We start from the raw sequence: 24,406 nt of genomic DNA on the forward strand, positions 1-24,406 counted from the left end.
CTCCGACCTCCGTGTCTCAGACATGGCTGCGCGCCGTCCACAGCTCGGGGAACACGTTCTTCGTGGCCCGTTTCTCCAGCCAGGCCACCCCGGCGGAGCCGCCCGTGCCGGTCTTGGAGCCCATGGCGCGGCGGGTGGCGACCAGGTGGTCGTTGCGCCATCGCCAGACCAGCTCGCCGACGTCGGTCAACGCCTCGCCGAGCCGGGCGAGTTCGGCGCCCTCGTCCCCGGCGTACAGGGCCGTCCACACGGCCTCGACCTCGGGCGAGGGTTCGTACCTGCGGGAGATGTCGCGGTCGAGGACGGCGGCCGGTATCGGGTGCCCGCGGCGGGCGAGGAGCCGCAGCACCTCGTCGTACAGGCTCGGCTCCTGCAGCGCCTTCTCCAGCTCCGCGTGGACGCGCGGCGCGCCCCGGTGCGGCACCAGCATGGACGCGGACTTCTCACCGAGCAGGAACTCCATGCGCCGGTACATCGCCGACTGGAAGCCGGAGCCCTCGCCGAGCGCGCCCCGGTAGGAGTTGAACTGGGCGGGGGTGAGCTGGCCGAGCGGCTTCCACGAGTGGTTCAGGGCCTCCAGCTCCCGCACCGAGCGCTTCAGCGCGGCGACGGCCACCGGCACGTCGTCCTCGCGCAGGGCGTGCGCGGCGGTCTCCCACTCGTGGACGATGACGGTGAACCACAGCTCCATCACCTGAGTGGTGACGAGGAAGACCATCTCGCCGGGGTCGTCGGACCGCAGGTGCTGGAGGTGGGTGAGGACGTCCGCCTGGACGTAGTCCTCGTAAGGGGTGGTGCCTGCGAAGTCGAGGTTCGGGCTGTCCGGGCTCTCGTCGTCCGTCACTGCGGACTGCGGCCGGGACTCGTGCGCCGCGTGCGCCTCGTGGGACATCGCTGTCTCCTAGATGCGTACTCCGGGTAGCGGTCCGCCCCTGCCGGTACCGGCACGGGGGCCCCGGTCCCCACCCGCATCCTCCGCAACATCCCCGGAAACGGCAAGACCTGCCTGGTCACACCGGGTGTCCAGGCAGGCCGTGCCCGGCCCGGGGGTGCGGTGGCCGGGCCGGGACGCTAGCCAAGCGTGTCCGCCGCCGTGGGCGAGGAGTCACGCAGGAACGTCGAGCAGCGCTCGTACTCCGCCTGCTCGCCGATCGAGCCCGCGGCGCGGGCCAGGGCGTGCAGGGCGCGCAGGAAGCCGCGGTTCGGCTCGTGCTCCCAGGGGACCGGGCCGTGGCCCTTCCAGCCGCTGCGGCGCAGGGAGTCAAGGCCGCGGTGGTATCCCGTACGGGCGTACGCGTACGACTCGACGACGCGGCCTGCCTCGTACGCCTCGTCGGCGAGGCGGGCCCAGGCGAGGGACGACGTCGGGTACTTCGCCGCCACCTCCGTGGCCGGGGTGCCGCCCGCGAGCAGTTCGCGCGGCTCCGGGTCGTCGGGCAGGTGGGTCGGGGGCGGTCCCCCGAGCAGGTTCTCGTGAATGGCCATGGGACAAGTCTGCGGCATGGGCGCCCCCGGCAGGGAGCCCGGCCCACCCCCGCGTAGTACCTGCGACGGACCTCCCCGAACCCGTCCCGGAGGGGACGCCCGGGGTGCCCCCCGCCCCGTACCGTCTGAAGCGTGACCGAGAAAACGCGCAGCCCGGAGTTCCACCTCGCGCAGAACGCCCTCCAGGGCCTGCGCACGGACCTCTTCCACGACGCCTTCGCCTACCGCCCCCTGCCCCCGCTGAGCCCGGACGCCGCGCTGGTGCAGTGGCTGCCGGGGCGGATACGCAGGTTCGCCGTGTGGTTCCCGCACGGCGTGGTCCTGGCGATGGCCGCGTTCACGGTGATGATCACGTACGCGGGGATGTCCGGAGGCTACGGCGGCAACGACCTGATCGAGGTCCTCGCGTCGCTGGTCCCGGCGACCACGGTGGCCCTGACGCTGGTGCGCCCGGTCCTGGCGTGGTGGCTGTCCCTGGCGGTGACCCCGTTCCTCGTGGCCGTGGGCGGCGGTGTCGACTATCCCTGGTCGCCGGGCTCCTTCGCGGGGCACACGATGGTGATGATGGTGGTCGCGGCCCGCACCCGCCCCCGCACGGCGGCCTGGATGTGGATCCTCACGACCGTGTACTCGTTCGTCGCGGACGCCGGCGGGTCGCACTACGCCTCCAACAGCGGGGCCCTCGCCGTGGTCAGCGGCGTCGCGGTCGCCCTGGTCAGCCTGATCGCCGTGAACTCCAACACCCGCCGCGAGGTCGTGGCGGAGCGCACCGTCACCGCCGTGGAGCGGGACCGGCGCACGCTCCTGGAGGAGCGCACGAACATCGCCCGCGAGCTGCACGACGTGGTCGCCCACCACATGTCGGTGGTCGCGATCCAGGCGGAGGCCGCCCCGTACCGGGTGGAGAACCCGCCGCCGGAGCTGGAGCAGGCCTTCGCGACGATCCGCGAGAACGCGGTGATCGCCCTGACCGAGCTGCGCCGCGTCCTCGGCGTGGTCCGGGCGGAGGACTACGAGGCCCCCGACGCCCCCCAGCCCACCCTCGCCGACGTCGACCGGCTGCTCGACAACGTGCGCGGCACCGGCCTGGCCGTGGAGAAGGTCGTCACCGGCGCGGCCCGGGAGCTGCCGCAGGGCGTGGAGCTCTCGGCGTACCGCATCGTGCAGGAGGCGCTCAGCAACAGCCTGCGGCACGCGCCGGGCGCGACGGCCCGGGTGGAGATCGGCTACGTCCTCGGCGGGCTCGGCCTCAGGGTCGTCAACGGGCCCCCGACGGAGCAGGCCAAGCCCTCGCCGGGCGCGGGGCACGGCATCACGGGGATGCGGGAGCGCGTCTCGATGCTGGACGGCGACATGACGGCGGAGCCGACGGCGGACGGGGGGTACGAGGTGACGGTGTTCCTGCCGGTGCCCGCCGACGCCCCGAGGACGGCCGACGCCGGGGATGCCCCGAAGACGGCGGCCGCGTCCCCCGACGTCACCCGCCCCATCTCCCTGGACAAGCCCGCCGGAGGTCACGCCTGATGAACCGCACCATCCGCGTCCTGATCGCCGACGACCAGATGATGGTCCGCGAGGGCTTCTCCGTGCTGTTGAACGCGATGCCGGACATCGAGGTCGCCGGTGAGGCGGTGAACGGGCGCGAGGCCGTCGAGCGGGTCCGTGAACTCGCCCCGGACGTCGTCCTGATGGACATCCGCATGCCGGAGCTGAACGGCATCGAGGCGACCCGCGAGATCGTCGCGGACGCCCGCGTCGACACGAAGGTCCTCGTCCTGACGACGTTCGACCTGGACGAGTACGTCTACCAGGCGCTGCGCGCGGGCGCGTCCGGCTTCCTGCTGAAGGACGCGTCGGCCCGCCAACTCGCCGACGGCGTACGGGTGGTGGCCTCCGGCGAGGCGCTGCTCGCGCCGAGCGTGACGCGCCGCCTGATCACGGAGTTCTCGAAGCTGTCGGACAACCCGCGGCTCGCGGCGTCCGCGCAGGCGCAGGCGCAGTACGGCGAGCTGACGGAACGCGAGACGGAGGTCCTGGTGCTCATCGCGCAGGGCCTGTCGAACGGGGAGATCGCCGCCCGGCTCGTCGTCGCCGAGTCCACGATCAAGACGCACGTCAGCCGGGTCCTGGTGAAGCTCGGCCTGCGCGACCGCACCCAGGCGGCCGTGTTCGCGTACGAGGCGCGGCTGGTGACGCCGGGCTGAGAGGGCCGGTCGGGCGGGCTGAGAGGGCCGGTCGGCGGGGCGCGCGGGCCCGGTCGGGCGGGGTGCGCCGGTCTGGTCAGGCGGGGTGCGCGCGGCTAGCGTCCCCGCATGGACGCCCCCTTCGACCCCTGGTCGCCCGAGTTCGTGGCGGACCCCTACCCCGCGTACGCCACCCTGCGCGCCCGGAGCCGCGCGCACTACTACGAACCCAGCCGCCAGTACCTGATCCCGCGCCACGCGGACGTCGCCGCCCTTCTGCGCGACCGCCGCCTCGGCCGCACGTATCTGCACCGGTACAGCCACGAGGAGTTCGGCCGCCAGGCGCCTCCGCCCGAGCACGAGCCGTTCCACGTCCTCAACGACCACGGCATGCTCGACCTGGAGGCCCCGGCGCACACCCGCGTCCGCCGCCTGGTGGCGAAGGCGTTCACACCGCGCACGGTGGAGCGGCTGCGCCCGTACGTCGAGGGTCTCGCGGACGAGTTGGTGCGGGGGCTCGTGGCGGACGGGGGCGGGGACCTGGTGGCGCGGGTCGCCGAGCCGCTGCCCGTCGCGGTGATCGCCGAGATGCTGGGCATCCCGGAGGCGGACCGGGGGCCGCTGCGGCCCTGGTCGGCGGACATCTGCGGGATGTACGAGCTGAATCCGGGGGCGGCGACGGCGGCCCGGGCCGTGCGGGCCTCGGTGGAGTTCTCGGCGTACCTGCGGGAGTTGATCGCCGCGCGGCGCAAGGAGCCCGGCGACGATCTGATCAGCGCCCTCATCGCCGCGCACGACGAGGGCGAGAGGCTCAGCGAGCAGGAGATGATCTCGACCTGCGTGCTGCTCCTGAACGCGGGCCACGAGGCGACCGTCAATTCCACGGCGAACGGGTGGCACGTTCTCTTCGGCCATCCCGACCAGCTCGCCGCCCTGCGCGCCGAACCGGAGAGGCTGCTGCCCACGGCCGTCGAGGAACTGCTGCGCTACGACACCCCGCTCCAGCTCTTCGAGCGGTGGGTGCTCGACGACATCGAGGTCGGGGACACCGTCATCCCGCGCGGCAGCGAGGTCGCGCTGCTCTTCGGCTCCGCCAACCGGGACCCGGCCGCGTTCGCCGCCCCCGACACCCTGGACCTGGCCCGCGCCGACAACCCGCACATCTCCTTCAGCGCGGGCATCCACTACTGCGTCGGCGCACCGCTCGCCCGCGTCGAACTGGCCGCCTCGCTGGGGGCGTTGCTGCGCCTGGCCCCGGACCTGCGGCTCGCGTCGGATCCCGTGCGCAAGCCGGGCTTCGTGATCCGGGGCCTCGGGGAGCTGCTCGTCGAGTGCTGAACGGCTCCGGGGCGGGGCGTGTTCAGCCGGTCGCCAGGTCCCGGCGGCGCAGCCCCGCGAGCCCGGCCGCCGTGAGGACCACCGCGGCCGCCGTGAGCAGCAGCACCGGGGTCCACGCCATGTCCTGTCCCGGCAGCTTCGGCAGGTGCGAGAACGGCGACAGGTTCATGATCGGCTGCGGTACGTCGAGGGCGGGGCCGATCCAGCCGATCAGCAGGGCGAGGCCCGCCACGCCCCAGGCGCCGACGGCCAGGTGCGGCGAGAGGCCGTGCAGCAGCACCGCGAGGGCGCCGAGCAGCCAGATCGCGGGCAGCTGGACCAGGCAGGCGCCGACGATCGGCCCGAAGTCCTGTCCGTACCCGATGCCGAGCCCGCAGGCCGCGAGCAGCATGATCAGGGCGGCGCCCCCGAAGGCCACGACGAGGTGGCCCGCCGCCCAGCGCAGCCTGCCCACCGCGTTCGCGAGGACCGGCTCGGCGCGCTGCGAGGTCTCCTCGCCGTGCAGCCGCAGGACCGAGGCGACGACGTAGAGCGCCCCGACCATGCCGATGAGGCCGACGATCGCGGCGAGGAAGGCGTCGGTGAGGCCGGTCTGGCCGCCCATGCGCTCGAAGATCTCGCGGGTGTTCTCGTTGTCGCCGACCAGGTCGGTGGCGCCCTCCGTCATCCCGCCGAAGACGACCCCGGCGGCGAGGAAGCCGAGGCTCCAGCCGATGACGGCGCCGCGCTGGAGTCGCCAGGCGAGCGCGCCCGCGGTGCCGAGGCGGCCGTGCGCGGGTCCCGGGCGGGACGGCAGGAAGCTCATGCCGACGTCGCGGCGCCCGGCGAGTTCGTACGCCCCGACGGTCTGGACGGCGACGGCGCCCGCGAACAGCAGCAGCACCCACCACCGTTCGGCGCCGAACGCGCGCAGGTTCTCCAGCCAGCCGACCGGGGACAGCCAGGTGAGCAGCGAGGAGCCGTCGGCCGTCGCCGAGTCGCCCGCCGCGCGCAGCACGAACGCCGCGCCGAGCAGCGCCGAGGTGAGGCCCTTGGCGAGCCGGGCGCTCTCCGTGAACTGGGCGACCATCGCCGCCATCGTGGCGAACACCATGCCCACCCCGGCGATGCCGAGCCCGAGGGCCAGCGCCCCGGAGCCGCCCTCGCCCGCGAGCCCGGCGGCGACGAGGAGGCCGAGGAGCGCGTTGGCGACGAGCGCGGTGAGCAGCGCCGACGTCAGGGGCGCGCGGCGGCCGACCATGGCCGAGGAGATCATCTCCTGGCGCCCCGTCTCCTCCTCCTCGCGCGTGTGCCGTACGACGATGACGAGGCTCATCACGGCGGCGAGCACCCCGGCGAAGGTGCCGACGCGCCATGCCGTGAGCCCGCCGAAGGACTGGTCGAACACCGGGCCGTAGATGGCGCGCAGGGAGGCGTTGGTGGCGAGGGATTCCATCAGGTCGGCGCGCTGGGCCGCCGTGCCGTACACCTCCTTGAGGGTGTTCGGCATGCTCAGGACCATCATCGTGATGACGACGAGCCACACCGGGATGACGACGCGGTCGCGGCGCAGTGCCAGGCGCAGCAGCGGTCCGGTGCCCGCGAGGTGGCCGCGGCCGCCGGTGCGCCGGGCGGGTGCTGTGGGCGGCGCGGTGGTCAGGGCGGTCATCGCGACATCGCCCCCGTGGTCCCGCGCCCGGCGTCCGCCGGCTCCACGTCGTCCTGGTAGTGGCGCAGGAACAGCTCCTCCAGGGTGGGCGGAGTGCTGGTCAGGGACCGGATGCCGGAGTCGGTGAGGGTGCGCAGGACCGCGTCCAGCTTGTCGGTGTCGACCTGGAGGGCGACGCGGTTGCCGTCGACCTCCAGGTCGTGCACGCCCGGCAGGTGCGCGATCCCGTCGGGGGCGGCGGCGAGTTCGGCGCGGACGCTGGTGCGGGTGAGGTGGCGCATGTCGGCGAGGGAGCCGGACTCCACGGTGGCGCCCTTGCGGATGATGCTGACCCGGTCGCAGAGGGTCTCCACCTCGCTGAGGATGTGCGAGGACAGCAGGACCGTACGGCCCTCGGCGCGCGCACGGACCACGCAGCTCTGGAAGACCTCTTCCATCAGCGGGTCGAGGCCGGACGTCGGCTCGTCGAGGATGAGCAGCTCGACGTCCGACGCGAACGCGGCGACCAGGGCGACCTTCTGGCGGTTGCCCTTGGAGTAGGCGCGGCCCTTCTTCGTCGGGTCGAGCTCGAACCGCTCGATGAGCTCGGCCCGCCGCTCCTGGTCCAGGCCGCCTCTCAACTTGCCGTACAGATCGATGACTTCGCCGCCGGAGAGGTTCCGCCACAGGGTGACGTCGCCCGGTACGTACGCGAGGCGCCGGTGCAGTTCCACGGCGTCGTGCCAGGGGTCCTTGCCGAGGAGCTGGGCGGCACCGGAGTCGGCCCGCAGCAGGCCGAGCAGGACGCGGATGGCGGTGGACTTGCCGGCCCCGTTGGGCCCGAGGAAGCCATGGACCTCGCCGCGCTCGACGTCGAGGTCGAGGCCGTCCAGTGCGTGTGTCCGGCCGAACGACTTGTGCAGCCCGGAGACGGTGATTGCCTTCGTCATGTTTTTGAACGTACGCTACTTTCACAAATTTGTGAAGTTAAGGAACTGTATAAACTTGGGATGGGTCGAGGCGAGCAGGGGAGATGATCCAGGGATGAGCACGGACGAGAAGGACATGGCGGCGGGCCTCGCGGAGGACCGTGCGGAGGGCTTCGCGGAGGACCGCGCGGAAGGCTCCGCGGGCGACCGCGCGGAGGACCTGGCGGCCGCCTCCCGGTTCACCGAGCAGTTCGCCGCGCAACTGGTCTGGGCCGGGATGCCGCGCATGCCCGCACGCGTCTTCGCCGCCCTGCTCGCCTCCGAGTCCGGCGCGCTCACGTCGGCCGAGCTGGGGGAGCGGCTGCATGTGAGCCCGGCGGCCGTGTCGGGGGCGGTGCGCTATCTGACCCAGCAGTACATGGTCGCCCGCGAGCGGGAGCCCGGTTCGCGGCGCGACATCTTCCGGGTGCACAGCAACCAGTGGTACGAGGCGCTGACCAACCGGGACGCCGTCCTCAAGCGCTGGGAGACCGCCCTGCGCGACGGCATCGCCAGCCTCGGCCCCGACTCGCCCGCGGGTCACCGCCTGGAGGAGACCCTCGCCTTCTTCGAGTTCGTCCAGGCGGAACTGACGGGAATGATGACCCGCTGGCGCACCCACAGGGAATCCCTCTTCGGCCCGCCCCGCTGACGCGTCTGCCTGACCCGCTGTGGGCAGGCGTTCCGCCGGGACCTCACCGAGGCAGAACAAGCCCCCAGGCCTGCGCCCGCACGTGCCACGTCCGGCTCCGCACCGGCCCCGTGACCACCGCGTCCGCCCGGTACCGGAAGTCCGGCCCCGACACCGTCACCGACCGGGCCCGCGCCCGCACGGGCGCGACCTCCGCCCCGACGGACGCCGGATGCACCTCGACCCGGGCGAACCCCGCCCCGCCGGGCCGCACGGACACGCCCTCGACGGGCTGGTCGAGGTCCACGAGGGTCACCCCGTCGGCCTCGACCCGCAGCCGCGAGGGTCCGCCGGGCACCACCCGCGAGGGCCGCACGGCCAGCGTCCGCACGAGCGACTGGCAGGTCCGCAACCACGGATGCCGCTCCCCGCTCCCCGCCTCCCCGTGGCCGTCGGCCCCCGGCACGCCGCCCCCGGCCCCCGCGGGACCCACGGGCGGGATCAGCACGTCCCCGAGGACCACCCCGTCCCGGTCGTCCACGAGCAGATCCAGCCGCCGGGGCGCCCCGTCCAGGACGGCCCGGGCCGCGGCGACCGCCCCGGCGGGCACCCCGAGGCCCCGGGAGAGCCGGACGGCGGACGCGGCGGAGCCGACGGGGACGACGGAGAGAACGGCGGACGCGAGCGCCCGCTCCCGGTGCAGCACACCGACCGCGCGCAGCAGCGCCGTATCGTCGCCCACCACGACGGGCCGCCGAGCCCCCCGTCTGACCAGCGCTTTCGTGAATTCCTCAGGGCTTTCAGGCAGACACACCCTGACGCCCGCGCCCGCGCCAAGCACGTCCTTGGCGATGCGCACGGACTCCCCGTCCGTGCGCCGGGCGACCGGGTCGATGACCACCAGAAGCTGGTCGCGAGCCGACACGTGCGCCCTTTCTTTAGGTCTCGGGTAGCATCTTTGTGCAAGAGCCCCTTGCGCTATTGCGCCAGGGGCTTCGTCTATTCCGGGGCAACCAAGGCACACCCACACCGGCGGCCGACGGCCTGTCGCTGTGGCCCCTGACCTTGGACATGCCCCGCCCGGAAGGGGTGTACGCCTGTGCCCGCACTCGTGCTGCTCGGTGCTCAGTGGGGTGACGAAGGCAAGGGAAAGGCCACCGACCTGCTCGGTGGCTCCGTGGACTATGTAGTGCGTTACCAGGGCGGCAACAACGCCGGCCACACGGTTGTCGTAGGCGACCAGAAGTACGCGCTGCATCTCCTCCCTTCCGGGATCCTCTCGCCGGACTGTGTCCCGGTCATCGGCAACGGAGTCGTCGTCGACCCGTCGGTCCTGCTCTCCGAGCTGAGCGGTCTGAACGAGCGCGGCGTCGACACGTCGAAGCTGCTGATCAGCGGTAACGCGCACATCATCACGCCGTACAACGTGACGGTCGACAAGGTCGGCGAGCGCTTCCTCGGCAAGCGGAAGATCGGCACGACCGGCCGCGGCATCGGCCCGACGTACGCCGACAAGATCAACCGCACCGGCATCCGCGTCCAGGACCTCTACGACGAGTCGATCCTGAAGCAGAAGGTCGAAGCGGCCCTGGAGCAGAAGAACCAGCTCCTGACGAAGGTGTTCAACCGCCGCGCCATCGAGGCCGAGCAGATCGTCGAGCAGCTCCTGGAGCACGGCGAGAACATCAAGCAGTACGTGGCCGACACCACGCTGATCCTCAACAACGCGCTCGACGAGGACAAGGTCGTCCTGTTCGAGGGCGGCCAGGGCACGCTCCTGGACGTGGACCACGGCACGTACCCGTTCGTCACCTCGTCGAACCCGACCGCGGGCGGCGCCTGCACGGGCACCGGCGTGGGCCCGACGAAGATCAGCCGTGTCATCGGCATCCTGAAGGCGTACACCACGCGGGTCGGCGCGGGACCGTTCCCGACCGAGCTGTTCGACAAGGACGGCGAGGCGCTGCGCACCATCGGCGGCGAGCGCGGTGTCACCACCGGACGCGACCGTCGCTGCGGCTGGTTCGACGCCCCGATCGCCCGCTACGCGACCCGCGTGAACGGCCTGACGGACTTCTTCCTCACCAAGCTGGACGTCCTCACCGGCTGGGAGCAGATCCCGGTCTGTGTCGCGTACGAGATCGACGGCAAGCGCGTCGAGGAACTCCCGTACAACCAGACGGACTTCCACCACGCGAAGCCGATCTACGAGACGCTGCCGGGCTGGTCCGAGGACATCACCAAGGCCAAGACCTTCGCCGACCTGCCGAAGAACGCGCAGGGCTATGTGAAGGCCCTGGAGGAGATGTCCGGCGCGCCGATCTCGGCGATCGGTGTGGGCCCGGGCCGCGACGAGACGATCGAGATCAACTCGTTCATCTAGCGGTCGACTCGTTCATCCAGAGGTCGACCGGCGCGCCTGGTCCGGGAGTTCGGCTCGTCCGGAAGCTCGGCACAGGCGCGCAGGCCCTCCGGTGTCGCGCACGGCAGATGGCCATGGGTGCGGATCACGTCCTGGCCGCTGCCGCGCGCGTACGCGAGGAAGCTCGACGCGAGCGAGTCGGCGGGCGGCTGCCCGTAGGTGTAGGCGTACTCGATCTCGCGGTACGGGTAGCCGCCGCTTCTCGCGAGGTCGTCCGTGGACGCCTCCCGGCCGTCCAGGGACAGCCGGTGCAGGCCCTTGAGGTTCGCGGCGGCGCGCAGCTCGCTGTAGCCGAGGGCGCCCGGGATGCGGCCGACGGCGTCGAGCACCTGCTCGGTGGAGTCGAGTTCGCAGCGGATCACGGGCGCGCGGCCGTCGTCCTTGCGCACGCAGTCGTTGGACGACGCCTTGATCTCGAAGTCGCCGCCGAGCAGGCGGCGTTGCAGGGTGTCGCGGGTGCCGGAGCTGGACCCGCGGCTGACGAGGACGACCTCCCGGTCGGCCCCGCCGAGCTGCTTCCAGTTCCTGATCTCGCCCCGGTAGAGCCGCCGCACGTCCTTCAGCGACAGATTCCGCAGCCGCACCCCGTCGTTGACGACGAGCGCGTACGCCGAGACCGCCACGCGGTGCTCCACGAGCCGCGGATAGCCGTCCGACTTGGGCCCGTCGGACAGGGCGATCAGAGGCGGCGACTTCTTCGCCGACCGCGCCGACTCGGCGCCCTCCGCGTCGAGTTCGCGTATCCCCGCCGTGCTGCCGTGCGCGTTGACGCCGATCGTGGCGCCCGGGCAGTCGTCCTCGTACTTCTCCTTCAGCTCCTCGGCGACGGGCCGGAACGCCGTCGACCCGACGACGGTCAGCCGGCCCGTGGCGCACTCGATCGGCGTCGGCTCGTCCTCGCTCGCCAGGATCATCGTGGCGAGCGTGACCACGGACGCGGTGAGCAGGGCGGTCAGGACCTTCGCGGGGCGGCTGAACAGGGGCGGCTTCTCGTCGGGCGTGGTGGACCGGTTGGGCTTCACCGCGCCCGCCTGGAGGCCGCCGGAGACGATGACCTCGCCGCCGACGGCGCCGCCGGTGAGCAGGACGAGCAGCTTGTAGTGCTGGCCCCGGTTCAGCGGGACGCGCGGGACGTACAGCGTCGAGCCGTCGTACCGCAGCCCCGCCGCCGGGGTGAAGTGCTCCATCAGGTGGTCGGCGCCCGCCTGCGCGGTGACGGCGAGGCCGCGCACGGTGCGGCCGGTGAACACGGCGGTCAGGCCGTGCAGGGCCCGCCCGGTGTAGTCGGCGTCGCTGATGGACTGCGACCCGTCGTTCTCCACCCGCAGCAGCACCAGCGTCGCGTCGGACATCTCCGGCGTCTCGTCGAACAGACCGAGCCGCGCGTTCGCGCCGCCCGTGCGGACGTTGTCGCCGATCGCGGTGTCCATCTGCACGCGGTAGCCGATGCGCTTGCGCCGCGGCACCCGGCGCTCGTACCAGATGGCACCCAACGTGGCCAGAAGCCCGAGCGCGGCGGTCGATACGGCGACGACGTTCTCGGGGCTCAACCAGTCCACGCCCGCACGCTACGGAGGCGCCCCCGGCGCGCGGAACGCCCGGACCGGGGACTTCGCCGTTCCGTCGCCGGACGTTCGCGACCGGTTCAACTGGCTTGCTGCGCGGGCGGGTTGCCCTGACGGCGCTTGCTGCGGGCCGTCCTCGCCGTCAGGCCGTCAACTGCCCTTGATGTACGTCGGGCCGTCAGCTAGCCCTTGGTGTACATCAGGCCGTCAACTAGCCCTTGGTGTACGTCAGCGCGCGGGTGCCGTCGGTGTTGACGCGGTGCAGTTCGCCGCTCGGCAGGATCGTGACCACGGTCGGCTTGCCGGGGTCGCACGCCGGGGGGCCGCCCACGGTGACCCGCGTCGGGCCGATGGACAGCCGGTCCTCGCTCGCGGACTCCAACTCGCCCTGGAACACGCAGTGGTAGGTGCCGCCGCCCTCCAAAGGACCGTCGGCCGTCATGGACAGGACGGTGTCGCCCTCCTGGCCCTGCTGAATCGTGAGCCGCCGCGTGCTGAGCCCGGCGTCGCCGCTGACCGTGCCGTTCCAGGTGCCGATGAACTTGTCCGGCACCGTCTTGTCCGAGACGGCGGACGTGGACGGCGAAGGGCTCGGCCCGGAGTCGGACTCCGACGGCGAGCCGGGCGTCTCCGGCGCACTGCTCTCCCGGTTCTTGCCGTCGCCACCGCCCCGCGCCTTCGGGTCGCCGTCGTCCCCCTTCATCGTCGCGTACACGGTGCCGCCCGCCCCGAGGGCGACGATCAGCGCCACGGCGACGAGCAGCGCGGTGGAACGCCCGCTGCGCCGCTGCGGCTCCCCGGGAGTCAGGCCGTACGGCGGGGTGGGGCCGTAGGGCGGGGTGGAGCCGTACGCGGGCTGCTGCGGGTGGGGGTGCGGGTAGCCGTAGCCCGGCGCCTGGTGCGGATAGGCGTACGCGGGGGAGTGGGTCGGCGTCGGGGTGGCGTTGGGCGTGGGTGTCGGCGCGGCCGCAGGGGCCGGGGGCAGGCCGCTCACCATGGTGGGGAGGTGGTTGACGGGGGCCTGGCCGGGGGTGCCGGGCGGGGGCGGGGTGTCCTGGCCGGACGGGGAGGCGGGGTCGGCCTGGCCCGGGGGTGTGGAGGGCGGGGCCTCGGGGTCGGGGCGGCCTCGCGCGGCGGCGGCGTCCGAGTCGGGCACAGCTCCCGCTCCTGCCGCTGCGCCTGCTCCCGCTCCCGCCGCCGCGCCCGCTGCTCCCGCTACCCCGGGGGCCGCCCCCTCGGGCTCCTCGATCTCCAGCAACTGCACGGCGTGCCGCCCGAGTTGCGCGACCAGGGCGCCCGGCAGCCAGGGCTCCCGGGACTTCCCCTCGGAGAGGGTGTCCTCGGCCCCGGTCCGGGCGAGGATCTCGTCGAGGGACGGCCGGTCGCCCGGCGCCTTGGCGAGACAGTGCCCGACCAGGTCCCGCAGCGACTCGGGCAGCGCCTCCAGGTCGGGTTCCTCCTGCGCGATGCGGAACATCAGCGCGTGCACACCGCTGTTGGCGGTCCCGAACGGCAACGCCCCGGTGGCCGCGTAGGCGAGGACGGACCCGAGGCAGAAGATGTCGCAGGCCTCGGTGACCCGGTCGCCCCGCACCTGCTCGGGCGCCATGAACCCGGGCGACCCGACGAGCGCCCCGGTCCGGGTGAGCCCCCCGTCCGTGACGGTCTCCAGGGCGCGGGCGATCCCGAAGTCGATGACGCGCGGCCCGTCGATGGTGACGAGGACGTTCGACGGCTTCAGGTCGCGGTGGATGAGCCCGGCCGCGTGGATGTCCTTGAGGGCGTTGGCGAGCCCGGCGGCGAGGATGTTCACGGACCGCTCGGGCAGCGGCCCGTGGTCGTGCGAGACGACGGCCTGCAACGAGGGCCCGGCGACGTACCCCGTGGCGACCCACGGGATGTCCGCCTCCGTGTCGGCGTCGAGGACCGGCGCGGTCCACGCCCCGCCGACCCGCCGCGCGGCCCCCACCTCCTGCCGGAACCGCCCCCGGAACTCGTCCTGCGCGGCGAGCTCCTCACGGACGAGCTTGACCGCGACGGTGCGCCCGCGGTCGGACCGCGCCAGATACACCTGCCCCATGCCGCCCGCACCGAGCCGCGCGAGCAGCCGGTAGGCACCGATCCTCTGCGGATCCCCCGGGCCGAGTTTCTCCATGGCCATCGGCACCGCCCTCCCCCTGTTTTCCAGCCACCGCGGTGCGGCGACCGCGCGTACATCGCCGTGCGACAGACCGAGGAGTCTACGCACCGTCCGTACGGCCCATGGGACGCCCCCGAGTCCTTTATAAGCCCACTACATGCGCGCCTTTTCCGCAGTCCGTCGACGGAATCTGTGACACATCCGTGAGACGGCGGACGGCCCGGTGATGGTGATGGCAGCATCGGGGCGGGACCTGTATCCGGTCCTTGCGCAGCCGAGTGCAAGGCCTCGACGACCCGGGCCCGGTCAGCCGCGCCGCGCGGCCACTGCGCCCGTGTACGTCTCCAATGTCAGGTCCTCCGCGCCGATGCCGAGCTCGGCGAGCACCGCACGGACGTTGTCGAGGGCCGTGGCCACATGGTCCTCGCCGACGAGGGTCTCGACCTCCAGGAAGGTGCCGTCGATCTCCGGTACGCGCACCAGCGTGGCGAGCATCCGCCGTCCATACGCCTCGAACTCGTAGTTCCGGCACCGCTTCTCGAACGCGATCAGCTCCACATACCCGAGCCCTCGCAGGATCGCGTGCGCCTGCTCGGCGTCCTCGACCCGCGTCTCATGCTCGGGCTTCGACCCGGACCCCTCGTCGACCACCGCGCCCTTGTACGTGAGCACCGTGCGCGTGCCGTCCGCGCCATGCACGGTACGCACCCGCAACTCCTCGCCTGCCTCCTCCAACGAGCCGTCCGCCCGGTCGTAATACGTGTCCCGGTACACCTCGATCCGCGCTGTCGCCCGCTCGTCCAACCGCCGCACGACCTGCTCCGGCGCGTGCACGCGTGCTTTCAACTCGGCCTCGATCACCTGGGTCGCCTCCTCGTCAGACCGTGCGCCGCGCTCCGTCGACGACCGCCTCGAACATCCGCCGAAACCCTCGGTGCAGGGGGCCGTGCGGGGTCTCCACCACCTTGTACAGCGCCGACTCGTGCCCTTCCCACCCGGCGTCGAACGCGCCGACGAACGTCGTCCCGTCGGCGCGGATGAGGCGCCACGTCGGAAGCATCCGGTACTGCCACACGCTGACGTCGCCCACGTCCGCCAGTTCGCGGAGGCTCGCCTCGGCGAGCCGCACCCCGGAAGCGAGGGACTCCGCGGATTCCCCGATCTCCGCCGCACGGCGCGTCAGAGCCTCGCTGTCCGGGTCGAGGAGAGCGACCCGGACGCGGAGCCCGTTGCCGCCTCGCTCGCGGGGCAGACAGGCGCGCAGCAGACTGTCGTTCAGGCCGATCAGCCCGAGCCCGCGCACCGCCAGGACGTCCAACTCCGTGGCTTCACGTGCCCGCTCTTTGATCTCCTCCGCTGCCGAGCTCTGCGCCGCGTACACGCGCACCACTTCCGGGAACGTCGCCAGCTCGAACGCGGCCCCGCCCGTCCGACGCTCCCGGCCCGCGGCGAGGCCGAGGAGGTGCCGGGCGTCGTCGGGCATGTGGAGCCCGTCAGCGATCCGCTCGTACACGTCCAGCCGCTGTACTTCCCGGCGCCCACTGATGATTTCGGAGACGCGGGCCTGCGTCATGCAGGTCGCGGTCGCGATGCGGGCCTGGCTGGCGCCCGCGTACTGCTGCACGTGGCGGAACACGGCGCCTATGTCGCGGGCCCTGAGGGCTTGGCGCACCTCGGCGCGTTCCCATGCCCAGTCAGGCAGTTCGATCGGCTCCAGTGCGGTCCCCATGGCGCGGCCCCCGGTATCCACGAACGGGATGAGATTCCATCCCACTGTGAGATTACCGGTGGGGTATCGGGTCGACACCCAGCGTCACAGGACGCTGGCCAGGTCAACAAAAGCCCCGGCGACCGTGCGACCGGCCCCGGGTCATGGCCGACCACTGAGGAGTCGACATGGGCGAGAGTACGGTCCCCGCACCAGGCCCGAAATGCAGGGCGCGGGAGCAGGCGCACGACCGTGGCGCCATCGCCGACTGGTTCGCAAGGACCCACCCCGTGGTGCGCAAGGCAGCATCGGAGTGGGCCGACCGCGGGATCGCACTCCTGCCCCTCGGCGAGCGCTTCGACGCCATCCGCGTCCCCGGTCGGCTTGTCCATGCCGCGGTGGGGAGCGACCAGGCGGAAGTGGTCGAGCCGACGTTGGACGACTGGCTGCACGGCCCGGTCATCTGCGACACCCGCACGGGCAGCGGCTGCTACTACGTACTGGTGGCAGTGGACGCGCTGTGGGAGGGCCCTGCGGACCGGCTCAGGACCGGCACGTACCTGGCCGTGCCGCGCATCGGCAAGAAGGTCTCACCCGTCACGTACTGGGCGGTCCAGCCGCAGCGCCGCGGGCACCTGTGCGATCCCGCGCACCTCGCCGCGCTGCTGTCCACGGCCGAGACACTGAAGGCGATCGAGTCGTGACCGCCACTGACCAGGCCGCCTCGCGCGCAGAGGAGTTGTACCGGCTCTTGCTCCAGCACGTCGACGTGTGCCGGCCCTGCGGCGCCATGGAAGACTGCGCCAAGGGCACCCGGCTGCGCCGCGCTCTGCGCGCCGCGCGGTATGCCGCCCGGGAGAGGACACCGCGCTGACCAGTGCCCGTCCGCTCTCGTACTGGCCAGAGCGCCGGAACCTTCGCCCGCAGCAGGACCGAACTGAACCGAACGGCACCGGGTCTAGAACACGTCGCGCAGGGTCTCCAGGAGGCGGGCGATGTTCGCCTCGTCGCGGCGGTAGTAGGTCCACTTGCCCCGCCGGGTGGCGACCACGAGACCCGCTTGGCGCAGGATCGCGAGGTACTGCGAGGTGGTCGACTGTCCCAGGCCCGCGCGCTGCTGGATGTCGGTCACGCAGACGCCGATCTCGACGTCGTCGGGCTCCTGGCCTGGGAAGCTCATCGGCTCCTTGAGCCACACCAGCATCTGGCGGCGGGCCGGGTTGGACAGGGCCCGGAACACAGCCAGCAACTCCGCCTCCGAGAACACGCGGTGATCGTAACGCACGTACATATTGACGATTCGCGATATGACGATCTAGGTTCGCCGCATGTCGACTTCGATGATGCGTGTGGTGGAACTCGTCCGCTTCGGTGGCGCGGACGCCGCGTTCGCCACCCGCGAGCTGCCCAGGCCCACTCCCGGACCCGGCCAGGTCCTTGTGCGTGTCCTTGCCACGTCCGTGAACCCGCTCGACCTGCAGACCCGGCGCGGCGACTACCGCGACCAGGTCGCGCTGCCCGCGGTGATCGGCAACGACGTGTCCGGCGTGGTGGTCGAGACCGGCCCCGGGGCGGGCGACTTCCAGCCGGGCGACGAGGTCTGGTACCTGGCGCCGGTGTTCGCCGGGCAGGGGACCTACGCCGAGTTCCACGTGGTCGACCAGGCACTGGTCGCCCGCAAGCCCGCACGGTTGTCGCACGTCGAGGCCGCCGGTCTCGCGCTCGTGGGCGTGACGGCGTGGGAGGCACTGGTCGAACGCGCCGGGGTGCGGGCCGGGGAGCGGGTCCTGGTGCACGGCGGAGCGGGCGGGGTCGGCTCGGCCGCCGTCCAGGTCGCCCGCGCGCTGGGAGCCGAGGTGGTGACCACCGCGCGGGCCAGGGATCATGAGTTCGTCACCGGGCTGGGAGCCGACCACGCGATCGACTTCTCGGCCGGTGACTATGTGCCGCAGGTCCGCGCGCTGGGCGGGGTCGACGTCGTACTGGACACGGTGGGCGGGGACACCCTCACCCGCAGCCCGGAGGTCCTCGCCGACCGAGGCCGGGTGGTGTCCATCGTGGACATCCCCGAGCCGCAGAACCTGCTCGCCGCGTGGGGTGTCAACGCGACCTACCACTTCCTCTTCGTCAGCCCCGGCCGCGCGAAACTCGCCGCCCTCGGCCGCCTGGTCGACCAGGGCGAACTCCGGCCGGTGATCGGCGCCGTGCTGCCGCTGGCCGACATCGCACGGGCGCACGCGCTGCTGGAGGGCGGCTCCGTCGGCGAGGGCCGCGGACGCCCACGCGGCAAGATCGCCGTCGCTGTGCGACCCCTGGACGAGCCGTCGCCCCGGACAACGTCCTCTCGCTAGGAGTCTTTCGCTAGGAGTTCTCCACGTCCACCTCCAGCCCCGCCAGGACCTCGGAGAGGCGCTCCAGCGTCTGCGCGGTCCGCGCGAACTGTTCCTCGCCGAGGGCCTCCTTGAGGCGGGTGGCGAGGTCCGCGTGGGCGGGCTGGATGCGCTGGACGGCGGCGCGGCCCTCGTCGGTGGGGGTCAGCAGTTTGGCGCGGCGGTGGGCCGGGTTGGGGGTGTACTCGGCGAGGCCGCCCCGGACCAGGAGGTCCGCCACGCGCTGGACGCTCTGCCGGGTGATGCCCATGGTGCGGGCGATCCCCGCGACGGGCTGCGGTTCGCGCAGGACCGCGCCGAGCACCTGCCACCAGGCGGCGGTCAGCCCGGCCGGGCGGGCCATCTCCTCGGAGACGGTGAGGAACTGGCCGTTGAGGCGGAAGACGCCGAGGGCGGTGCGGGTCAGGAGGTCCTGCTCGGGGCGGGCGAGGACACCCTCGCCGACGGTGACGTTGACGACCTGGGCCCCGCCCCCGCCCTCGCCGGCCGACTCCCCGTTCCCGAGCCGGCCGGCCTGCTTCTCGCTGCTCATGACTCGAGTGTCTCGTACGCCGTCGGGTCCGAGTCGTGGAAGAGCCGGTACCAGGCATCCAGCTTCTCGCCCTCGAACGCACCCATCCGCTTGAGGACTTCGCGGGCGAACGCGACCGGCTCCGTCGGCCCCGCCGTGATCAGGTCGCCGTCGGTGACGGCGTCCGACTCGACGTAGTGGTCCGCGCCCTTGTAGCCCGTCGCGTCCAGGTACATCGACACCGCGCTGGTGTGCGCCCGGTCGTCGAGCAGCCCCTCTCTGGCGAGCCCCGCCGTGGCCCCGCAGATCGCCGCCACGGGCACGCCCGCGTCCAGGAACGTGCGGGCCGCGCGGGCGAACGGGGCGAGCGAGTCGCCCGTGTCCCACAGGTCCCCGCCCGGCAGTATCAGCAGCTCGCTGTCCTCGGCCCGCAGCTCGTCGAGGGTCAGGTCGGGCTGGATGCGGACGCCGCCGACGGTGGTGACGGGCTCGCGCGTCGCGGCGACCGTACGGATCGTGTGGCCCGCGCGGGCGAGGTAGGCGGTGGCGTAGCCCGTCTCCCAGTCGGCGAGGGCGTCGTAGACGGCGAGGTGAACGGTGGCGGTGGTGCTCATGGTGACCTCCACTCGGTGGCTGATGTAAGGATGCTGTCATGTCGACAGTGTGCTGTCAATGATGGATCGACCCGCGATGGATTAACCCGCGTCGGCGGTCCCCTTAACCCGCCCCTCCCTAACGTCCCGCCCATGGACATCTCGACCCTCTCCGCGCACCTCGGCCTCGACCTCGTGGCCGTCTCGCTGCTGACCTTCGCCGTGTTCTGCCCACGGCACCGCAGGCGCGAGCTGGTGCCCGCCTATCTCGCCCTGAACGTCGCGCTGTTCGCGGTCGTCGCGGCCTTGTCGGAGGCGTCGGGCGGCGGCGGTCTCGCGCTCGGGTTCGGGCTCTTCGGCGTCCTGTCGATCGTCCGGCTCCGCTCCGACTCGGTGCGCCACCAGGAAGTCGCGTACTACTTCACGACCCTCGTCCTCGGCCTCCTGTGCGGGCTCCCCGGGCTCTCGCTGCCGCTGGCCGCGGGCCTCTCGGGCGTGCTGCTCCTGGTGATGTACGTCGGCGACCACCCGCGTCTGTACGCCCGCGACCGCCGGGCCCTGGTGACCCTCGACGCCGTGTACCGGCAGGAGGACGCGCTCCGCGCCGAGCTCACCCGACGGCTCGGCGAACCGCTCGGCTGGACGGTCCAGGAGGTCGACTACGTACGCGACCTCATGGTGCTGGAAGTCCGCTTCCGTCAGCCGGAACCAATGGCGCACGATGAGGAGTTCGTACGAGTGACCCCGCCGTACGCCAAGGAGGCCGCGTGAAACCCGCCGTACGTGCCCTGAGCCGTGCCGCGCTCGCCGCGCACCCCGTCTCGCTCGACGAGCTGAACGTCCGCGCGGAACTGCTCGCCCGCTACGACCACAGCTATCTCGTCCCCGTGGAGATCTTCGAGGACTTCGCGGCGCTGCTCACCGACCCGCGCCGGGCGGGCGGCGCGTTCCGCGCCCTGAGCATCGGCGGCCGCCGCTCGTTCGGCTACAGCTCGACGTACTACGACACCCCGGCCCTGCGCACGTACCACGACCACCGCCAGGGCCGCAGGCTGCGCTACCGCGTCCGGGAGCGGGTCTACCAGGACAGCGGGGAGCGGCAGTTCGAGATCAAGCTGAAGACCGGGCGCGGCGAGACCGTCAAGCACCGGCAGCGGATGGAGGGCGCCGACCACGCCCTCGACGACACCCGGCGCGGCTTCCTCGCCGGGGTGCTGCGGGGGTCGTACGGCATCGAGGCACCGCACGGACTCGCCCCCTCCCTCGTCACGGACTACCGCCGCGCGACGTTCGTCGCCGACGGCCAGCGCGTGACGTGCGACGCGGCGCTCGTGGTGCGGGACGTGGCGACGGGCCGCACCGCCGCGGCCGACAGCGGCCTCGTCCTCGTCGAGACCAAGACCCGCGGCCGCCTCACCGAGGCCGACCGGGTCCTGCACCGCTACGGCCTGCGCGCCGCCGAATTCACCAAGTACTGCGGCGGCTTCGCGGCCGTCCGCCCCGACCTCGGCGTCAACCGCTGGGCGCGGGCGGTCCGGACGGTGTTCCCGCGGGCGGGAAGGTGAGGGGCGCGGGGCCGCGGGCGGGATGGTGCGGGGTACGCGGGCGGGACGGTGCGGGTCACGCGAGCGGGAAGGTGAGGGTCACGCGGGTCGGGCCGCTCGCGATCGTGAAGCTGCCGCCCGCGTCCTCTGCCGTCCGTCGCGCGATGTCGAGCCCGAGCCCGGTGGACCCGCCCCCGCTGGCGCCGCGGGCGGCGGCTTCCGGGTAACCGTCGGGGAACCCGGGCCCGTCGTCCGCGACGGTGAGCCGCGCGCCCCCTCCGGCCGTCGCCTCGACGGTGATCCGGAAGGCGGTGCCGTGCGGGGTGTGGTCGAGGACGTTCCCGATGAGGGCGTCGAGGGCGGCGGAGAGTTCGTCCGGGGGGACGGGGATGGAGATGGGGACGCGGGCGGGGGTGGAGGTGGGGGTGGGGACCTCGCCTCCACCTTGCGGATGGCCGTCGTCCGTCCCGCTCTGTGGGCAGCTGGGCCGCCCAGAGGGCGATAGGGGCGCCCCCTGGCCGAGCGAAGCCGAGAGTTTGGGGGAGGGTGGGCACAGCCCCGGGCGGGGGTGCCGCTGGCGTGCAGGTTCACCAGGTACCGGGACGTCGACCAGAAGGTCCCGGCTCTGGTCCTCGGCCAACGGCAGCCAGAACGCCGCGCGTTCCCGCGCCACGGCGGCAAGATCGGCGCACTCCTCCCCGCGCAGGGGCAGCCGAGCCCGCCGGATCACGTCGTCCACGCTCCGCTCCAGCGCCGCCACGTCCTCGGCGATCCGCCGAGCCTCCCGAGGATCCCGCAACGACTCGGCGTCGAGCCGCAACGCGGCGACCGGCGTCCGCAACCGATGCGCGAGGTCGGCGGCGTTCTCGCGGGCGTTCTCCCGCTCGGCGGTCAGCAACTCGTCGATGCGCCCGGCTAGCCGGTTCAACTCTCCTGCTACGAGCCGGAGTTCGGGTGGCCCGTCGGGTTCGGCCCGAGCCGTGAGGTCCCCGGTGGCGAGCCGGTCCGCGGTCCGGGCGAGCCCCCGCGTGGCCCCCACGAGTCGCGCCCCCAGCCGGTCGGCGAGGAGCAGGCCGAGCAGGACGAGCCCCACCCCGATCCCGGCGAGCACGAGCCAGGACGTGAGCGTACCGGCGTACAACTGCCGCTCGGTGAGGGTGACTTGGACGACGGCGGTGCCGTCGGCGGCCCCGTGCACGGGCACCAGGACCTGACGGCCGCCGCCCGCGGGCTCATAGGTGAACGCCCGCCCGGTCCGGGCGAGCCGGACGGCGTCGGTGACGGCGCCGCCGCCGGAGCGGTGTCCGGGTCCGACGACGGTCCCGTCCCCGAGGACGAGCGACGTACGGGGCAACCCGTCCCCATTGACCCCGGCGACGGTCTGCTCGGCGGTCGGCCGCTCCCCGGCCGAGGCGAGCACGGGCCCGATCGCATGGGCCACCCACTGCGCGCGGGCGGTGGCCTCGGCGGTGGCGCGGTCGGCGGCGTGGCTGCGGGTGAGGAGGGTGAGGGGGACGAGCAGGGCGGTGAGGACGAGGGCGGTGGTGGCGGCGGTGAGCAGCAGGAGGCGACGCCGCATCAGGCGGGCCCGTGCGGTGAGGGTGCGTCCGGCGCGGGGCCGTCCGGGGGCCGCGCGTCCGACGCGGGGTCGTCCGGAGCCCGTTCGTCCGGCGCCCCCTCGTCCGGCGCGGGGCTGTCCGGAGCCTGCTCGCCCGGGGCCCGTTCGTCCGGCGCGGGGCTGTCCGGAGCCTGCTCGCCCGGGGCCCGTTCGCCCGGAGCGGTGAGCTTGACCCCGACCGTACGCACGGTGTGCAGATAGCGCGGCGCGAGAGCCGTCTCGCCCAACTTCCGCCGCAGCCACGACAGATGGACGTCCACGGTCTTGTCGGCGCCGCCGAGCGGCTGGTGCCAGACCTCGGCGAGGAGTTCACGCCGGGAGACGACCTGGCCCGCGCGCCGGGCGAGATGGGCGAGCAGGTCGAACTCGCGGGGCGTGAGGTCGACCGGCGCCCCGTCGAGCCGCACCTCGCGGGCGGCGACGTCGACGCTGAGCCCGCCGACCCGCAGCGGCTCCGCGCCCTCCGCGCCCACGCCGAGGCGCCGCAGGACCGCCTTCACCCGGGCGTCCAACTGCGCGGCGCCGAACGGCTTCACGATGTAGTCGTCGGCGCCGTCGCCGAGGACGGCCACCATCTCCGGTTCCTCGTCGCGGGCGGTGGCGACGATGACGGGTACGTCGCTGACCGCCCGCAGCATCCGGAGGACCTGGGCGCCGTCCACGTCGGGCAGGCCGAGGTCGAGGACGACCAGGTCCGGCCGGTGGGTCACGGCCGCGTCGAGCCCCGTCATGCCGGTGGGCGCGGTCGCGACGGCGTGGCCCTTGTCGCGCAGGGCACGCACGAGGGCGCCGCGCAGTTGGGGGTCGTCCTCGACGACGAGCAGGTGGGCCATGCGGCCACGGTAACCAGGGGTTCACCGGGAATCGGCCGCCGATTCACGCCGGATCACGCTCCCTGGGCCGACCTTAACCGGGCTTTTAACCGGACGTTAGGGAACGCTGGGGGAAGGTGTGCGGGTGGGCAAGTGGTGGAGTGCCGCGGGTACGGCGGCGTGGGTGGCGGTCGGCACGGCGGCCGGGGCGCTGGGTGCCTGGCAGTTGGCCAGCGCGGATTCTGGCGGGGCCGCCCACAGCAGGCCCCTGGACGAGGGGGCCGTGCGGCGGGCCCTCGCGGAGACCCCGGACTCCCCGTCGGCCTCGCCCCCTCCGGCCCGGTCCTCCCGCCCTTCCCGCCCCTCCCATCCCTCATTCCCCTCCCGCCCCTCGCCCTCCCGTACGCGCCCGGCCGAGCCGACCGGGCAGCCGCCCCAGCGGGCCGCCGAACGCTCGACGGTCCGCTTCACCGGCGGTACGGCGACGGTGGAGTGCCGCCCCGACGGCACCGTCTACCTCCTCTCCTGGAGCCCGGCCGACGGCTACCACATAGACGACGACGTCACCCGCGGCCCGTCCCCCACGGCCCACCTGGAAGCCGAGGCCAACGACGACGACGAACGAGCCGACCTGACGTACGAGATCCACTGCACCCCGAACGGCCCCCGCGCCCGAGCCGTCCCCGAGCCGGACGACGACTGACTCACTCCCACCCCGGCCTCCGCCCCTGCTGGGCGGCAACCGTCGGCTCTCCCTGCTGTGGGCAGTCGTTCCGCAGGGCGGAACGGGTGGGCACAGCCCAGTACGGCGGTGCGATGACGTCGGGGGAGGGGCACGCCCCAGGCCGACAGCGCTGTGACGACGAGGGAA

The 24,406-nt window shown here is 73.0% G+C and carries 24 protein-coding genes and 1 pseudogene; 11 read left to right on the forward strand and 14 right to left on the reverse strand.

Annotated features, from left to right (window positions below; translation table 11 throughout):
• Positions 1 to 16: 16 nt before the first annotated feature.
• Both ACFVHO_RS04390 and ACFVHO_RS04395 read right to left on the reverse strand, forming a co-directional pair.
• Complete coding sequence (locus tag ACFVHO_RS04390) at positions 17 to 892, reverse strand: tryptophan 2,3-dioxygenase family protein (RefSeq protein WP_385709979.1); 876 nt, start codon at positions 890 to 892, stop codon at positions 17 to 19.
• A 179-nt stretch (positions 893 to 1,071) separates the two neighbouring features.
• Positions 1,072 to 1,485, reverse strand: coding sequence for a DUF3151 domain-containing protein (locus ACFVHO_RS04395; RefSeq protein WP_385709982.1), 414 nt, complete (start codon positions 1,483 to 1,485; stop codon positions 1,072 to 1,074).
• Positions 1,486 to 1,617: 132 nt separating this feature from the next.
• Here ACFVHO_RS04395 and ACFVHO_RS04400 point away from each other — a divergent pair, with 132 nt between their 5' ends.
• The 3 genes from ACFVHO_RS04400 (at position 1,618) to ACFVHO_RS04410 (ending at position 5,006) form a co-directional block, all read left to right on the forward strand.
• A complete protein-coding gene (locus ACFVHO_RS04400) occupies positions 1,618 to 3,009 on the forward strand; it encodes a sensor histidine kinase (protein WP_385709984.1) in 1,392 nt (463 codons plus the stop codon).
• Positions 3,009 to 3,689: a response regulator gene (locus ACFVHO_RS04405; RefSeq protein WP_385709986.1), complete on the forward strand. Its 681-nt coding sequence runs from the start codon at positions 3,009 to 3,011 to the stop codon at positions 3,687 to 3,689. The genes ACFVHO_RS04400 and ACFVHO_RS04405 overlap by 1 nt, the downstream gene beginning before the upstream one ends.
• Positions 3,690 to 3,797: 108 nt before the next feature.
• Positions 3,798 to 5,006 carry a cytochrome P450 gene (locus ACFVHO_RS04410; RefSeq protein WP_385709989.1) on the forward strand — a complete coding sequence of 403 codons (1,209 nt, stop codon included), beginning with the start codon at positions 3,798 to 3,800 and terminating at the stop codon, positions 5,004 to 5,006.
• Positions 5,007 to 5,028: 22 nt separating this feature from the next.
• Here the strand turns inward: ACFVHO_RS04410 and ACFVHO_RS04415 are convergent, their stop codons facing one another.
• Together ACFVHO_RS04415 and ACFVHO_RS04420 are read right to left on the reverse strand one after the other, a co-directional pair.
• Entirely contained in the window at positions 5,029 to 6,654 is a 1,626-nt protein-coding gene (locus ACFVHO_RS04415; RefSeq protein ID WP_385709991.1) for an ABC transporter permease, read from the reverse strand.
• A complete protein-coding gene (locus tag ACFVHO_RS04420) occupies positions 6,651 to 7,583 on the reverse strand; it encodes an ATP-binding cassette domain-containing protein (RefSeq protein WP_385709994.1) in 933 nt (310 codons plus the stop codon). The genes ACFVHO_RS04415 and ACFVHO_RS04420 overlap by 4 nt, the downstream gene beginning before the upstream one ends.
• 256 nt (positions 7,584 to 7,839) lie before the next feature.
• Between ACFVHO_RS04420 and ACFVHO_RS04425 the strand changes: the two genes are divergently transcribed.
• The gene (locus ACFVHO_RS04425; RefSeq protein WP_385710109.1) at positions 7,840 to 8,253 is read left to right on the forward strand and encodes a GbsR/MarR family transcriptional regulator; all 414 of its coding nucleotides are present in this window, start codon (positions 7,840 to 7,842) and stop codon (positions 8,251 to 8,253) included.
• A 43-nt stretch (positions 8,254 to 8,296) separates the two neighbouring features.
• Here the strand turns inward: ACFVHO_RS04425 and ACFVHO_RS04430 are convergent, their stop codons facing one another.
• Positions 8,297 to 9,157, reverse strand: a complete 861-nt coding sequence (locus ACFVHO_RS04430) for a diacylglycerol kinase (RefSeq protein WP_385709997.1) — start codon at positions 9,155 to 9,157, stop codon at positions 8,297 to 8,299.
• A 174-nt stretch (positions 9,158 to 9,331) separates the two neighbouring features.
• Between ACFVHO_RS04430 and ACFVHO_RS04435 the strand changes: the two genes are divergently transcribed.
• Positions 9,332 to 10,615 carry an adenylosuccinate synthase gene (locus ACFVHO_RS04435; RefSeq protein WP_289947933.1) on the forward strand — a complete coding sequence of 428 codons (1,284 nt, stop codon included), beginning with the start codon at positions 9,332 to 9,334 and terminating at the stop codon, positions 10,613 to 10,615.
• On the opposite strand, the gene ACFVHO_RS04440 is transcribed toward ACFVHO_RS04435, so the two are convergent.
• The 4 genes from ACFVHO_RS04440 to ACFVHO_RS04455 form a co-directional block, all read right to left on the reverse strand.
• On the reverse strand, positions 10,612 to 12,213 hold the full coding sequence (locus tag ACFVHO_RS04440) for a substrate-binding domain-containing protein (RefSeq protein WP_385710000.1): 1,602 nt from the start codon (positions 12,211 to 12,213) through the stop codon (positions 10,612 to 10,614). The genes ACFVHO_RS04435 and ACFVHO_RS04440 overlap by 4 nt on opposite strands.
• 217 nt (positions 12,214 to 12,430) lie before the next feature.
• The gene (locus ACFVHO_RS04445; protein WP_385710112.1) at positions 12,431 to 14,374 is read right to left on the reverse strand and encodes a serine/threonine-protein kinase; all 1,944 of its coding nucleotides are present in this window, start codon (positions 14,372 to 14,374) and stop codon (positions 12,431 to 12,433) included.
• Positions 14,375 to 14,665: 291 nt separating this feature from the next.
• The gene (cyaB, locus tag ACFVHO_RS04450) at positions 14,666 to 15,220 is read right to left on the reverse strand and encodes a class IV adenylate cyclase (protein WP_385710002.1); all 555 of its coding nucleotides are present in this window, start codon (positions 15,218 to 15,220) and stop codon (positions 14,666 to 14,668) included.
• Positions 15,221 to 15,236: 16 nt separating this feature from the next.
• Entirely contained in the window at positions 15,237 to 16,088 is an 852-nt protein-coding gene (locus tag ACFVHO_RS04455; protein ID WP_385710005.1) for a helix-turn-helix domain-containing protein, read from the reverse strand.
• Between the two features lie 167 nt (positions 16,089 to 16,255).
• Between ACFVHO_RS04455 and ACFVHO_RS04460 the strand changes: the two genes are divergently transcribed.
• The gene (locus tag ACFVHO_RS04460) at positions 16,256 to 16,771 is read left to right on the forward strand and encodes a hypothetical protein (RefSeq protein ID WP_385710007.1); all 516 of its coding nucleotides are present in this window, start codon (positions 16,256 to 16,258) and stop codon (positions 16,769 to 16,771) included.
• Entirely contained in the window at positions 16,768 to 16,941 is a 174-nt protein-coding gene (locus tag ACFVHO_RS04465) for a hypothetical protein (protein ID WP_385710010.1), read from the forward strand. The genes ACFVHO_RS04460 and ACFVHO_RS04465 overlap by 4 nt, the downstream gene beginning before the upstream one ends.
• A gap of 84 nt (positions 16,942 to 17,025) precedes the next feature.
• Here ACFVHO_RS04465 and ACFVHO_RS04470 read toward each other — a convergent pair whose 3' ends face one another.
• A complete protein-coding gene (locus ACFVHO_RS04470) occupies positions 17,026 to 17,334 on the reverse strand; it encodes an ArsR/SmtB family transcription factor (protein WP_385710013.1) in 309 nt (102 codons plus the stop codon).
• Between the two features lie 61 nt (positions 17,335 to 17,395).
• Between ACFVHO_RS04470 and ACFVHO_RS04475 the strand changes: the two genes are divergently transcribed.
• Positions 17,396 to 18,418, forward strand: a complete 1,023-nt coding sequence (locus ACFVHO_RS04475; RefSeq protein ID WP_385710016.1) for a zinc-binding dehydrogenase — start codon at positions 17,396 to 17,398, stop codon at positions 18,416 to 18,418.
• A gap of 10 nt (positions 18,419 to 18,428) precedes the next feature.
• Here ACFVHO_RS04475 and ACFVHO_RS04480 read toward each other — a convergent pair whose 3' ends face one another.
• Positions 18,429 to 18,989: a MarR family winged helix-turn-helix transcriptional regulator gene (locus ACFVHO_RS04480; protein ID WP_385710019.1), complete on the reverse strand. Its 561-nt coding sequence runs from the start codon at positions 18,987 to 18,989 to the stop codon at positions 18,429 to 18,431.
• Positions 18,986 to 19,582: a DJ-1/PfpI family protein gene (locus ACFVHO_RS04485; protein WP_385710021.1), complete on the reverse strand. Its 597-nt coding sequence runs from the start codon at positions 19,580 to 19,582 to the stop codon at positions 18,986 to 18,988. The genes ACFVHO_RS04480 and ACFVHO_RS04485 overlap by 4 nt, the downstream gene beginning before the upstream one ends.
• A 132-nt stretch (positions 19,583 to 19,714) precedes the next feature.
• On the opposite strand from ACFVHO_RS04485, the gene ACFVHO_RS04490 reads away from it, so the two are divergent.
• Together ACFVHO_RS04490 and ACFVHO_RS04495 are read left to right on the forward strand one after the other, a co-directional pair.
• Positions 19,715 to 20,332: a DUF4956 domain-containing protein gene (locus ACFVHO_RS04490; RefSeq protein WP_385710024.1), complete on the forward strand. Its 618-nt coding sequence runs from the start codon at positions 19,715 to 19,717 to the stop codon at positions 20,330 to 20,332.
• Positions 20,329 to 21,126: a VTC domain-containing protein gene (locus ACFVHO_RS04495; RefSeq protein ID WP_385710026.1), complete on the forward strand. Its 798-nt coding sequence runs from the start codon at positions 20,329 to 20,331 to the stop codon at positions 21,124 to 21,126. Before ACFVHO_RS04490 ends, ACFVHO_RS04495 begins: the two co-directional genes overlap by 4 nt.
• 55 nt (positions 21,127 to 21,181) lie before the next feature.
• On the opposite strand, the gene ACFVHO_RS04500 is transcribed toward ACFVHO_RS04495, so the two are convergent.
• Both ACFVHO_RS04500 and ACFVHO_RS04505 read right to left on the reverse strand, forming a co-directional pair.
• A complete protein-coding gene (locus ACFVHO_RS04500) occupies positions 21,182 to 22,684 on the reverse strand; it encodes a sensor histidine kinase (protein WP_385710028.1) in 1,503 nt (500 codons plus the stop codon).
• 146 nt (positions 22,685 to 22,830) lie between these two features.
• A pseudogene (locus ACFVHO_RS04505) lies at positions 22,831 to 23,556 on the reverse strand (response regulator transcription factor); the annotation flags it as partial.
• A gap of 124 nt (positions 23,557 to 23,680) precedes the next feature.
• Between ACFVHO_RS04505 and ACFVHO_RS04510 the strand changes: the two are divergent.
• A complete protein-coding gene (locus ACFVHO_RS04510) occupies positions 23,681 to 24,238 on the forward strand; it encodes a hypothetical protein (protein WP_385710031.1) in 558 nt (185 codons plus the stop codon).
• Positions 24,239 to 24,406 lie beyond the last annotated feature (168 nt).

The sequence above is a fragment of the Streptomyces sp. NPDC127108 genome, from assembly GCF_042677545.1.
Taxonomy (GTDB): domain Bacteria; phylum Actinomycetota; class Actinomycetes; order Streptomycetales; family Streptomycetaceae; genus Streptomyces.